Here is a 12,324-nt window from a genome sequence, read left to right as displayed (position 1 = left end):
TCAATACCAGTGGAAAGTTTTTCGTGAAAGGCATATTAGAGAATGGGAGATCGTCCTACCCAAAGGAGAAAAAAAAAGGTTGGCCGAAGCGGGGAACCATTGTCAAGGCACTCTTTTTACGGACGGAAGTTACTTAATCACGGAAGAACTTACCCAAAAGATCGATCAAATTTCAAGAACGTTCTCCGGGTTTTATTTTGGAAGATACGATATTCGTTATCGATCCGATGAAAAATTAAAAATGGGAAAGGAATTTGGAATTGTGGAATTGAACGGAGTCACCTCCGAATCCACGAATCTTTATGATCCCGATTTTTCTATTTGGGAAATGTATGGGATTTTGTTCAAACAATGGAATTTGCTTTTTCGAATCGGCTTTGAAAATCGGGGACGGGGAATTCCTAAAACGAGCTTAAGTGAAATTATAAAAACCGTAATTCGTTTTTACAGAGGAAATCGAAAGATAAACGATCGATCGGATTGAAAAAGTTTGTTATATCCTGTTTGCATAATTGTGAGTTTCGAATCGAACTAATAATTTGAAAATGTCTGAGACACAGTTATTGTATTTTGAAATACTTCAGGGGAACATAGGACAAAACTTGAAAATCAAGCTGATTTTTGTTTCGAGTCGTAATTGAACGGGTGAGTTTTTGAAATTGCAGTATGGCAAAAAAATTTCGTTTCAAATCGTGAGTAAATGAGGTGAAAATCATGGGCGACAAAGTTCTTAAGATCGTTTATTTTATGTTTGGCGACCCTAAAAAAAAATCCCTCGAACATAGACTTTTCAATACGGTCGCGTTCGTAAACGGGGCCTTAAACATTTTCGGCGCCTTCTCTTCCTTTTACCTGGAAAACTTTATGGTAATTTTTCTTCTAAATTTCATTTCAGGAATTCTTCTCATCGGAATGTATTTTCTTTCGAGAGTAAGGAGTATCTATTATTCGTTGTTTTGGCCCTTTAATCTTATCATTCTTGTCTATCTTTCTTCGATGTGGTTCTTTAATGGAGGTTCGGTGGGAGGTAATCATTACTATTTCATTCCCGCTCTTGTAATCGCGACGATTTTACTTAGAAATCATAACGTTTGGATCGTCTATTTGGTTTATGCTGCCGTAAGTGTTTTTCTGTATGGAATCGAATATTTCCATCGAGGTCTCGTTAAGATGTATCCGAATGATGCCGAACGTTATTTGGACGCTGGCGGGAATTATTTATTCGTTCAGATTTTAACCGGACTTTTGATTTTCATCCTGACGAGAAATCTGAACATAGAAAGAAAAAAATCTGATTCTCTTCTGCTTAGCATTCTTCCCGAAACTGTTGCGGAAGAATTAAAAAAGAACGATTTTGTGGTTCCCAAACGTTATGAGAGCGTTACGGTACTTTTTACGGATATGGCTGGATTTACGAAAATCGCAGAAACGATGTCACCGGAGGAATTGTTAAACGAACTCGATCTTTTTTTTCGGAAGTTTGATTCGATCATTAAAAATCACGGAATGGAGAAAATCAAAACGATCGGAGACGCCTACATGGCTGCAGGTGGGCTTCCTCTTGTGAATAACACTCATTCCATAGACGCAGTGTTATGCGGACTTGAATTCCAGAAATTCATGCGTCTCAAAAAACGAGAAAGAGAAATTGAGCATCAACCCTATTGGGAGCTTAGACTTGGGATACATACGGGTTCAGTGGTTGCTGGCGTGGTTGGAACCGAAAAATTCGCCTACGATATATGGGGAGATTCGGTCAATACCGCAAGCCGAATGGAAAGTTCCGGCATTCCCGGAGAGGTGAATATCTCAAGCGAAACTTATGATAAGATTAAGGATTTTTTTGTTTGCGAACACAGAGGAAAAATTAAAGCAAAAAACAAAGGTGAAATCGACATGTATCTTGTAAAAAAGATCAAGGAAGGGTTACACGATCCTCAGGACGAATTAAAACCCAATCAAACTTTTCTCGGATTTTATGCTCGGGTCCAAAAAGGTGAATTTTCTTCCTAAATTTTTAGGATTTCCTTATATGTCATTGACTTCAGTCATCTTTCTTTTCTCTTCGATGTGGTTCTTTTTTTCAGGAATTTCTTGTTCTATACCGGAAGATCTTAAAAAAGAGCCGGAAGAAAGTCTAATTCGACTTCAAAGATCCGGAGTGAAACTTCGGGAACTTTATTTGGATGCAGAAGGGAAGAGGGTTTATGGAGTTGCTGCCGGTTGTAGATCAGATAATCAAAATATTTTAATATTCATACACGGTTCTCCGGGGGGATGGCAAAATTATTCTTGGTATTTGGGAAATGAAATTTTAACTGCAAAATACTGTGTATTAGCTCTGGATCGACCGGGCTTCGGAAAATCGGAGCCGAACGAAGGGATTCCTGATGTCGAAAAACAAGCTTATATCTTAGAAAAAGCGATCCATAATTTTTTAAATACAATTCAAATACCCAGAAAAGTAAGGATTTTACTCGTAGGGCATTCTTACGGAGGCCCGATCGCGGCAAGAATCGTTACGACCTCCACATACAAAATTCATGCTCTTGTTCTTCTTGCGGCACCTTTGAGTTCAAAGGAAGAAGAAATTCGTTGGTATAATAAAATTGCGGATTGGAATTGGGTTAAAATCTTATTGCCAATAGAGATCAAAAATAGCAACGATGAAATGCTTCCTCTCAAATCCCAACTGGAAACTTTGGAGAAATTCTGGAAAAACATTCCCTGCAAAATGATCTTGATCCATGGAAAAAAAGATTCCTTGGTACCTTTTCAGAATTTAGAATTTTTTAAAACTCAAGTTCCGCAATCACAGCTTACTACAATCGAATTAGAGACAGAAGGTCATTTTATACCCTGGACTCAAAGAGAACTTTTGGAAAGTATATTTTTAGAAGCCGTTCAATAAGCCGGTTCTAAAGTATATTCACTTTTTTGAAATCTTGTGTTATGCTATTGAGTTGCTGACGAATTGACCATGCTATTTGAGGAAGTGTGAAAAATAATGGTCTAACATATTTTAGATAGGAGTCTCTGCCCAAAAGCTTTTGATTCCTATGGAAATTGGATAACGAGAAAGTCTGTTCGAAAACTCATGAACTATCCAATGAGACTTAATTGTGGGAACTACCGCGTTTTGCTCCGAATTTGCTAAATAATTGTAGATTGGTTCCTTTGAAAATTCCAAGACGGATTTTGGGACTTCAATTGTGGACATCAATCGAAATAATATATCTTAAAAGTGTTTGCCGGATTTATTCTCCTACGACGTTCAAAATTTGTTCTCCTAGATCGATCCTAAAATCCGAAGTTCGAATTGTGGAACGTACGACATCCCCCGGACGTAGATACTGAATCCGTTTTTCTTGGTTCTTGGTAAAAAGGTCCCATTTTTTCTTTTCAGGTAAGAAACTTGCAATTTTTTGAATGAATTTTCCTGGAGCTCGAAGTGCACACCCGGAAGGCGTTCCTGTTAATAACACATCTCCTGGAGATACATTACAAAACTGTGATAGTTCTAAGATACTTTCTACGGGTTTAAAAACGAGGTTGGCGGCGGTATCCTTTTGTCTGATTTGGCCGTTTACAAGAAGAGTCAACTCTAAGAAATCTAACAGATTAAAGTCTTCTGGATCTAAAACCGTAAGATAAGGACCTGCGGGACAAAAGGTTCGATACGATTTGCCTTTATACCATTGCATCTGAGAAAGTTGAATGTCTCTTGCAGACACGTCATTTGCCATAAAAAAGGCTGCCACGTATTCCTGGATTCGTTCGGAATCGAGTTTTAAGGTCGAATCGAAAGCCTTGCCGAATACGATGCCGAGTTCGATCTCATAATCTAAAAGTTTTACGTGAGAAGGACGAATGATCTTTCCTATCGGAGGAGAAAGAGAGGCATCTGATTTTGTAAAGAATAGGTTGTACACCTTATCGTCGGGATCGAGTCCTGATTCAATTTGATGTTGTCTATAATTGGCTCCTTGGCAAAGAATTTGGCAAGGAGCAGTGATCGGAGATAGGATAGAAACATCTTGGATATAAATCGGTTTTTGTTTTGGGTTCTTCCTTTTTTTCTTTATATATTCCAGAAAATCTTTCGTGGTGGAGTTTCCGCAATCTAAGGGAAAAATCTTATCATCTTCGATTTTTCCCCATTCAATTGAATTTTTTTTGTAAAATCGTACATAGTTCTTTGCCATGAAAGAGTTTCCTTAAGGACTGTATTTGTGAAAAATTGAGCGTTTCAAAATTGCTGGTTAGAATCAAGAAAATCAGCCACATATTAAAAATTTTTAGAAAACTCAATACTCATTTAGAACTGCCCCTAAACCTTAGAAGGGATCGTGATTGTTAAGTCGTTAATAATAAAATGTAGTATTTCTTATAGGTTGCATTTCTTGGGGAAGTTTATATGTTTTTAAATCACCATTGAACTTAGTGCCCGTCTCAAAACTTCAAAATGTAGGAATTACTACAATCTTAAACGACAGGAAAAATCGCCAATGTGAGTAATCTGTAGGAACTCCCACGTTTTTTAGAAACTTACCGGATCGTTTAGAGATATTTTTTTAAGGTTTTGAGACGGGTTCTTAATATGAGTTTCTACGATTCGAGTATCTAAGGCCTTGAACAAAAAAGATTGATTTCCAATAGACAGAGAAGCAGTGAGAAAGAAAAGGCCGCTTCGAAAAGAATTCAAATGATCTTTTGAATATCGAATATTAAGACGGCTAAAAAGGATGTGCAGGCAAGAAAATTCAAAACCTATACTCTCCTGGATATGGCAAATGAGTGAAAGACAAAAGCGAAGGTTTCGAATCTATGAAAGAAGGTTTGAGGTTTGTGTTTCTGACACCTTCTGATGGGTTGTCTTGTAAGACTTGCCGATCCTAAAAGGTGATTTTGTGTAGAGGAAAGTGTCTGGAGGGAAATCGCGGAAAGTAGTAAGGTCGGGAGTATTGAAAGAAAGGGGATTCATCTCAAACAAGGGAGAGAGATTGGGTTGCTATAAAGTTTCATTTTTTTTCAAATCAAGGCTTTCTTTTCGGAAAAAATCTCGCCTGAATTCTTGTCTATAATAAGAATACACTAGACAGTCGTATGCAAGTAGAACCAACTCAACTTCAAAAGCCGGATCTAACAATTCATAGAATTTTCGAGACATTGAGCGTTGTCGCTTTCGTTTTTCTTTCGATTTATCTCGGTTATCAACTTGCCAAGATCTTTTCGAACGAGTTCGTAGCTCATTTTTATTTGGTACCTTTGGTGGTCTTGATTTCTTGGCTCGGAGCCGATTTTATTTCGGGATTGGTCCACTTTTTAGGAGATAGCGTAGGTTCTGAAAACACTCCTATTTTTGGTCCTGCGTTTATTTTTCCTTTTAGAGATCATCACGTTGATCCGAAGGGGATCACAAGGCATGATTTTATAGAAACCAACGGAAACAATTGTTTGGTCTCTTTGCCTATTTTAATATATTATGTTTTCTTTTGGGAATCGGGCAGTTTGCTAAGTTTCTTACTCGCCGCGTTTTGGTTTTTTCTTCTTTTGGGAATTTTTGCGACCAATCAGATTCATAAATGGGCGCATCAGGATTCTCCATTCATGTTTATACGAACTTTACAAAAATATAAACTGATTCTCGGTCCGGAACATCATAAGATCCATCATACTTCTCCCTATGATACGTATTTTTGTATCACGACGGGTTGGTTGAATCCGATTTTGAAATTCTTGAAGTTTTACGAAAGCCTTCGTTGGATTTTAAGAATTCCTTCTCCTGTCAAATTGGAAACAATTTCCGAAAAATGACAGGTAAACAAGCGAGGATAAAATAACCTTCTCCGAGGATTCTGTAAATCTGGCTTTTTTGAAAAGAATTTTCAAAAATAAGAATATTTACCGGTATCCAATAACCCGAACTCAGATAAAAAAATTCGGGAAAAATCGATCCATGATTTTTTCCGATCCAAAAAAAATTCAATCCCATTCCGATTGAGGCTAATACGAAGACGAATTTCCTTAAATTTCCGGGTGAAATCTGTTTCAGGATTGATTCTGCGTTTTCTTTTTGATCGACTTCTCTTTCCATATAAGAATTTACGAACGAATTGCAAAGTGCGGTTAAAAAGAATAAACAGCAAGGAAGCCAGATTTCCGATTGGGTTTTTGTCGTGGATAGGATCGGACCGAACCAAATTCCCGCTGTGTAAAGAATCGATACGGAGCATTCTTTCCAGAAATAGGAAACTTGAAGATAAGAAAAGAGAACATGCAAAATTACGAAAACTCCTATAATTAGGGCGACTATAACTACCCATTCTCTTAAAAATAGGATTCCACAAGCGAAACAAAGGATCCCCATAAAACCGGTGATAACGCTCAAAAGTATTCTATTTTTGTAATGAAATTTATGCCTTTGGTTCGCGCTTTTCTCTTTTAGTTTCCAACCGTCGATCAGATGATCGGAGCTGTAGATCACCCAAACCGCAGTTGGGAGCAAAAGCCAGAACGCTGTCTTCATGTTCGTATTTAAAGTGGAAGAGGCAAACCAAGCAGAGGCCACAGCGCCGCAGATGATGTCGATACTTAAAACATTCCAATAGTAGAATATTCTTTTGAAGTTCATTTTTACTTTTGTTCTAAAGGCGAAGTTCGATTCCTTCCTTTTGAAAGCGGGAATACAGAAGTTTAATGAACTCATGTTTAATCGGAAATTGGTCCGTAAACTCGTGATAGGGAAGTTCGATTTTGAAATTGATCGAACTTTTGTCGAACTTTTGGTAAGAGAAGGAAACTTCCTTGGTCGAGGGAGACCCATAGAATTTTCTTAAGACTTCACTTCCGATATCGACAGCCATAGATTCCACTTTTTCCAAGTCTGTTTGATAAGCGACACCGGCTTCGATCTGAATCGAAAATTCTTTTGCGGGTAGGTCGAAGTGTGTGAACACGGAAGCCGCCATGATAGAGTTCGGAACTACGATGGTACTGTTATTGAATCTGCGGATTGTCGTACTTTTCCAAGTAATATCCTGCACCTGTCCTTCCATTCCTTCTCCCTGCAAGCGTACATAATCTCCTTTCTTGAGCTGTTTTCCGAGTAGAATGCTTAAGCCGGAAAATAAATTTGAAAAAGTCGGTTGTAAGCCGAGAGCAACCGCAAGTCCTCCGACTCCGAGTGCTCCCAGAATTGGCGCGATCGGAATACCGAGAGATTGAAGTATCAGTAAAACTCCGACGGCAAATAAAATGATCCGAGTTACGTTATTGATAATCGAAGCGGAAGAAATGAGTCCTTCTGTTTGTTCGGAATAGGCTTCGAAAGCCGTTGAAAACAGATGAACGGAAGAAAAAGTTAAAAGGATGATTGAAAGAATTCGGTAACTTAAAAATATAAATTCTTCGGAACCTGAAGGGAGTTTTAGAAACTTTAAAAACAAAAAAGTTCCGAACAGAAAAAATAACAAACGGACGCTTTTTCTGCCCGCTTTATAAAGAGGATGTGAATTTTGAAGTTTATTCTGAAAGAAAAGTTCGGAGAATTTCGGAACGATTCTATCCCCGAGTATATAACCGAATAGTAATACGAAAAGAAAAATCCCTGCTGCTTTTCCTAATTCTAAAATGAAATCCTGGGAGATCCAGGTTTGAATATCATTCCAATCCATAGAGAACAGTTTTTATCTAAATTAAAATCATGCAAGATCAAATCATTTGATTTCGATATAAGCTTTCAGGATTCAAGTCCGGATCGTGTCGGTTTTGTTCGAATCCTTTCCCGAGCCTTCGATTCGGATTTTAAATTGACAGAAGAGAGAACGTTTTTACTCTCTACGGAATTTAAAAAAGTGGAAAACAAAAAACGACAACCGGATCCGTTGTCGAATCTTCATCCCAATTCGCGGGATTTTGGATCTGATTAATACGAAATTTGATCTCGAAAAAACTCTTTTGAAATTCGAGAAGTCGTTTTTTGACTTCCCGTAAAACAAGCGAAGTCCTTAAAAAGGACTATGTAACAAACATTACGAAAAATACAACTCCAGGTTCTTTTATGTTTTTTAAAATCTTTATGTCGGTTTTAATTCTATTACAATTGAGTTGTAATACTACGGCTGCTATTGTATATGCTTTTCAGGGGAAAGAAAAAATCTATCCGTATTCCGGAGTAGCACTTGCTTTCGAACGTTTTATCTGGGAGACACATCCCCCTAAGCCGTTTTCAAAGGCCTTTGGGACGTGCTTATTTTTATCGACCTTCCTTTTACTCTTGTGTTCGATACCATCCTTTTGCCGGTAACTTTTCCCTATTATTTATATATGGAATCCGGCGCACCTGGTTCTGAAGAATGGTATTATAAGAAATGGAAAAAACGATTTTATACTTTTATAGCAAAGAATTCTTCGCGCGACATTTTAAGTTTGGCTTTGAAAGACAGGAGTGGTGGATATAGAACTGGATTGTTAAGGTCTATTTCATATCTGGAGAGAAACATTCGGAATTTACAAAAGGAAGGAATTACTCTCAGTAAGGATTTAGAGTATTTGATGTCAATTTCGTCTAACGGCCAAATGGATCCTGATCTGCAATTGAAACAACACGTTGAAATTGTAGGTATAATCTATGAACAATCCAGAGATAAAGCTACGTATGAGGAAACTTTATGGGAAGGATATTTTGAAATTGTATGGAGAAATTATTTTTATCAAGGGGTTCTCGTCCGTAATCCAGATTTTTTAAAGAAAATTTTACATGAATTTTCAGATGGAAAAGACGCCGAGATTTTATTCAAAGAGTTTGCCACTTTTTATTCGGATTCGGAAAAGCACTACTCCCTCGCTGGGCGACTAATCTATGATAATCTAATGTCTAAATTTTCTTCCGAATCTTTCAAGGCCCGTTCAGACTTAGGGCTTCCGAAAACAAATCAAGAATTTTGGAAATATCAAATTCAAATTTTATTGGAATTCGATGGAATGATTCGCAAAGATTTTCCTCATTTGAAAAAAAATTTGAATCCGCTTTGGACAGAAGCGATTTCATCTGGAGTTGTCTCTTATTATCGTCCCGCTTTGGAAAAAGCGTTTCAGGAGTTTCCGAAAGAAACAAACGCCTCTATTGGAAATTTATTTAAAAAAGCGATAGATAGTGATAATCCTGATTCCGTACAGTTTGTAGGAAGACATATTTCCGATCTCAGCGTATCTTTTGCATCCGATCGGGATGTGCTCCTTACTGTTCTTCGGTCGCCTAAGATACTTGAAAAATTGTTACAAGCGGGACTGGATCCGAATCGGAGCTATAGATCTAAGGAAAATGTATGGGTTATTAACGGTCGTTGGAGCGAAGGGATTGAAGAAGAGTCTTTTTTGATTCTTTGTTTAAAAGACGATATGGAGGCGTCCATAAATTCGTTGCAATTATTATTGAAGTACGGAGCCAAAACGGACTTAGCGGTCAAACAGTATTCTCGCGGAAGGGAATATTTATACGATCCTAACGTCGCTTCGAAATATTATTCCTCCGATGATTCGCTTTATTCTCGTAAACGTAAGATATTGGCGGAACGGGTAAAAAAACAACCTTTAAATACGCGTGCGAGTCCTGGTATGTAAAAACGTATTCATAAGATGTAATGGGTCTATAGAGCGCCATTGTATGGGATCAGCGATTTTATTCCAAAAACGGAAAGAAAATCTGTTGTTTGTAAAACGGAATTATCCGTTCGTTTTGATAGAAAAACGAAAAAACATTTTATAAGGATTCCCTATACTCAAAAACAATAAAGATGGTCAAGTATAGCTTTTAAAACACGTTCTAAACAGGGAATTTTCGTAATTCGAATTCTTAAGAATATTTCCTATTAAAATTTGATTCCGGGTTTGATTTGTGTTTTATATGAAATTGATATTCATGATTTTATATATTTAATTTTTATAATATTTCAGATTAAATGTATTAATAAAGGCTAAATCTAACCGGGATGAGAACTTTCACCGTGATGGGTTTTCCGTCAAGAACGGAAGGGGAGTATCTTTTCTTATAGAATGCGTTTATTGCCGCCTCTTCCAAGCCGAACCCGAGAGATTTCCCAACGGATCGGACTCTTAATACTTGTCCATTATCGGCAATAATTAACTCAAGAGTGGAAGTTCCAGTGATACCGGCGGATCTGGCTTCCGAGGGATAGTCGGGAACGACATTCGGTGTCAGATCTACGGGGGTTGTCGCTCCTGAAATGATCGCGTCTTGTGCTCCTGCGATTCTGGGATCTTCTTTCTTTTTAATTGTATCAGTTACTTCGAATTCTCCATCGTCTGCTGCTTCTCCGACATTTGGTTCTTGTATAACTAAATTGTCAACGAACGCTACCTCGTCTACGAGCCGATCCAATCGATTGAATTCGACGGAAGGCGTATACCAAAAAAACAGGACGAACATTTGAAGAAGAAAGGAGGCGGATAGAAAAAATTCCATCCGATATCGATCGATCCACTTTCGGAGTTTTCCCTTTTTAAGAACGGCGATTTTGAATCTTTCCATCAATCAAAGACCTCCGCCTTGTGTAGTCTTTGTGACGAGAGAAATTTTCAATGCTCCGGCTTCCTTCAAGAATTCGAAGGTGTTGTCTAGTTCGGCATAAGGTAAATTTTTATCGGCGTGAATCAAAACCTTAAGATCGGGAGTCGTTGCTAGTTTTGCTCTGACATGATTGATCGCTTCGTTCAAAGGCATTTTAACCTGATTGAAGTAGACCGCTTTGTCTTTATCGGCGCTAAGATATAAATTTGCGATTTTTTTGTTTAACTGTTCTCCTCCTGGAACGTCCGGAAGAGTGATCGGTAGGTCCGGATCCGTATCTAAAACGGAAGTAACCATGAAAAAAACCAAAAGTAAAAATGCGATATCTGCCATCGAGCTAACTGGAATCGAAGGTGGATTTTTTTTCTTCTTTAAGCTCATGTTTATTTTAGCCTTTTTACTGAGATCTGTTTAAATCCTCGGATTTGCACGACGGATAACGCATCCAGCATATTACCGTATTTTGTTTCACCCGTAGTTTTAATTAATGCGACTTTGTTTCCTATGTCGGGAATTTCCATCAGATTGAGTTCTTCTCTGAAATCGATCAGGTTTCGATATTCTTTCGTTCCGATCGATTGATTCTTCATCTTAACTAAATCTCCTACAATCAGGATCTCGTAGATGTTTTCGCGAAGAACTAAAGTCGGATTGGAATTTTTTCTGGGAAGCTGAATGTTCAATCCTTCCTTTACGAAGAATACCGCTGTTACCATAAAAAACACCAGCAAGAGAAATGCGATATCCGACATAGAAGATGCGGATATTTCTTCTAAATTGCGTTTCTTTTTGATTCGGATCATAAGTGTTTGATAAAAGGATTAAACCTTTTGAGAATTCCTTTTTAAGAATTCCTTATAAATCCTATTGGCTGCTTCTTCAATTTCGGAAGTAAAACCGTCGATTCTGGAGGTTAGATATTGGTGAAACGTCATTGCAGGAATTGCTACGATTAAACCTGCCGCTGTCGTAATCAATGCTTCCTTGATTCCGCCGGCGACCACTTTTGCGTTTACTTGGTCTGCGTTGGCGATTGCGTCGAACGCGTTGATCATACCGGAAACCGTTCCCAAAAATCCGATTAAAGGAGCGATCGTGGATACCGCCGCAAGAATTACGAGTCCTCTTTCCAAAACCGTAATTATTTCCGCTGCTTCTCTTTCCACACCTTTTGCGAAAATTTCAGCGTCTCCAGAAGATACGTCAATTCCACCCGAAAGAACTTGAGTGATCTTGTAGTCTTTTCTTTCGTCAAGAAAGCCTTGGACTGCGTTTAAACCTTTCGCGTCCATGGTTTCCCCCAAATCGATATTATAACCTTTCGGAAGAAGTTTCGCGGTCGCTAAGAAATAAATTCTTTCAAAGATGATTCCCAAAGCGACGATTGAAGAAAAAGCTAACGGGTACATTGTCCAACCGCCTAGAAGAAAAAGATCCACAAATCCCCAACTTTTATCCGTTGTTTGGGCGGGTGTTTCGGTTTTTGTTTCTTGGATTGTCGGAGTGGATGCAGGTGCTTCCGTCTTGGTTGTTTCCGAAGTTTTATTTTGTGCGAATAATACGGATGTGGAAAAAGAAATGAGTCCCGAGATGATCAGTGCGATCGTTACCCATTTAAATTCTTTTTTTATAGAGGAAAATTTCATCGACGTCTCCGATTTAAATGTTTCTGTAATATACTTTTGATTTGTTACCAGATAATTACAAAAGAATTACGGATCTAAAATTTTGGA

General features: G+C 38.0%; 11 protein-coding genes and 1 pseudogene (1 of these 12 only partly in view). 5 read left to right on the top strand and 7 right to left on the bottom strand.

Annotated elements, in window-relative coordinates; all coding sequences use genetic code 11:
• The 3 genes from LEP1GSC190_RS13400 to LEP1GSC190_RS13390 all read left to right on the top strand — a co-directional run.
• Positions 1–484, top strand: partial view of a hypothetical protein gene (locus tag LEP1GSC190_RS13400; RefSeq protein ID WP_002746923.1) — the 3' end only. 614 nt of this gene lie to the left of the window's left edge; the window shows 484 of its 1,098 coding nt (coding positions 615–1,098); its start codon lies beyond the left edge, outside the window; its stop codon occupies positions 482–484.
• Positions 485–714: 230 nt separating this feature from the next.
• Positions 715–2,013 carry an adenylate/guanylate cyclase domain-containing protein gene (locus tag LEP1GSC190_RS13395; RefSeq protein ID WP_002746735.1) on the top strand — a complete coding sequence of 433 codons (1,299 nt, stop codon included), beginning with the start codon at positions 715–717 and terminating at the stop codon, positions 2,011–2,013.
• Positions 2,014–2,032: 19 nt separating this feature from the next.
• Positions 2,033–2,911, top strand: coding sequence for an alpha/beta fold hydrolase (locus LEP1GSC190_RS13390; RefSeq protein WP_002764473.1), 879 nt, complete (start codon positions 2,033–2,035; stop codon positions 2,909–2,911).
• Positions 2,912–3,257: 346 nt separating this feature from the next.
• On the opposite strand, the gene LEP1GSC190_RS13380 is transcribed toward LEP1GSC190_RS13390, so the two are convergent.
• On the bottom strand, positions 3,258–4,205 hold the full coding sequence (locus LEP1GSC190_RS13380) for a fumarylacetoacetate hydrolase family protein (RefSeq protein ID WP_002746912.1): 948 nt from the start codon (positions 4,203–4,205) through the stop codon (positions 3,258–3,260).
• 901 nt (positions 4,206–5,106) lie between these two features.
• Between LEP1GSC190_RS13380 and LEP1GSC190_RS13375 the strand changes: the two genes are divergently transcribed.
• On the top strand, positions 5,107–5,817 hold the full coding sequence (locus tag LEP1GSC190_RS13375) for a fatty acid desaturase CarF family protein (protein WP_002746777.1): 711 nt from the start codon (positions 5,107–5,109) through the stop codon (positions 5,815–5,817).
• Here LEP1GSC190_RS13375 and LEP1GSC190_RS13370 read toward each other — a convergent pair.
• Together LEP1GSC190_RS13370 and LEP1GSC190_RS13365 are read right to left on the bottom strand one after the other, a co-directional pair.
• Positions 5,789–6,634 carry an LA_0991 family prenyltransferase-like protein gene (locus LEP1GSC190_RS13370; RefSeq protein ID WP_002746858.1) on the bottom strand — a complete coding sequence of 282 codons (846 nt, stop codon included), beginning with the start codon at positions 6,632–6,634 and terminating at the stop codon, positions 5,789–5,791. The two genes, LEP1GSC190_RS13375 and LEP1GSC190_RS13370, sit on opposite strands and share 29 nt — an antisense overlap.
• Positions 6,635–6,647: 13 nt before the next feature.
• Positions 6,648–7,676, bottom strand: a complete 1,029-nt coding sequence (locus LEP1GSC190_RS13365) for a mechanosensitive ion channel family protein (RefSeq protein ID WP_002746884.1) — start codon at positions 7,674–7,676, stop codon at positions 6,648–6,650.
• A 386-nt stretch (positions 7,677–8,062) separates the two neighbouring features.
• Between LEP1GSC190_RS13365 and LEP1GSC190_RS13355 the strand changes: the two are divergent.
• Positions 8,063–9,624 (top strand): annotated as a pseudogene (locus tag LEP1GSC190_RS13355) (YceK/YidQ family lipoprotein).
• A gap of 343 nt (positions 9,625–9,967) precedes the next feature.
• On the opposite strand, the gene LEP1GSC190_RS13350 reads toward LEP1GSC190_RS13355, so the two are convergent.
• From LEP1GSC190_RS13350 to LEP1GSC190_RS13335, 4 genes are read right to left on the bottom strand one after another with little or no spacing between them, the layout of a single operon-like run.
• Positions 9,968–10,552 carry an energy transducer TonB gene (locus LEP1GSC190_RS13350; RefSeq protein WP_002746814.1) on the bottom strand — a complete coding sequence of 195 codons (585 nt, stop codon included), beginning with the start codon at positions 10,550–10,552 and terminating at the stop codon, positions 9,968–9,970.
• A 3-nt stretch (positions 10,553–10,555) separates the two neighbouring features.
• Positions 10,556–10,972: an ExbD/TolR family protein gene (locus LEP1GSC190_RS13345; RefSeq protein WP_002746844.1), complete on the bottom strand. Its 417-nt coding sequence runs from the start codon at positions 10,970–10,972 to the stop codon at positions 10,556–10,558.
• A 2-nt stretch (positions 10,973–10,974) separates the two neighbouring features.
• Positions 10,975–11,394: an ExbD/TolR family protein gene (locus LEP1GSC190_RS13340; RefSeq protein WP_002746895.1), complete on the bottom strand. Its 420-nt coding sequence runs from the start codon at positions 11,392–11,394 to the stop codon at positions 10,975–10,977.
• Positions 11,395–11,412: 18 nt separating this feature from the next.
• Positions 11,413–12,237 carry a MotA/TolQ/ExbB proton channel family protein gene (locus LEP1GSC190_RS13335; RefSeq protein WP_002746789.1) on the bottom strand — a complete coding sequence of 275 codons (825 nt, stop codon included), beginning with the start codon at positions 12,235–12,237 and terminating at the stop codon, positions 11,413–11,415.
• Between the last annotated feature and the right edge of the window lie 87 nt (positions 12,238–12,324).

Origin of the sequence: Leptospira mayottensis 200901116 (assembly GCF_000306675.2) — a bacterium.
Classification (GTDB): Bacteria; Spirochaetota; Leptospiria; order Leptospirales; family Leptospiraceae; genus Leptospira; species Leptospira mayottensis.
This window is presented reverse-complemented; position numbering and strand designations above follow the sequence as displayed.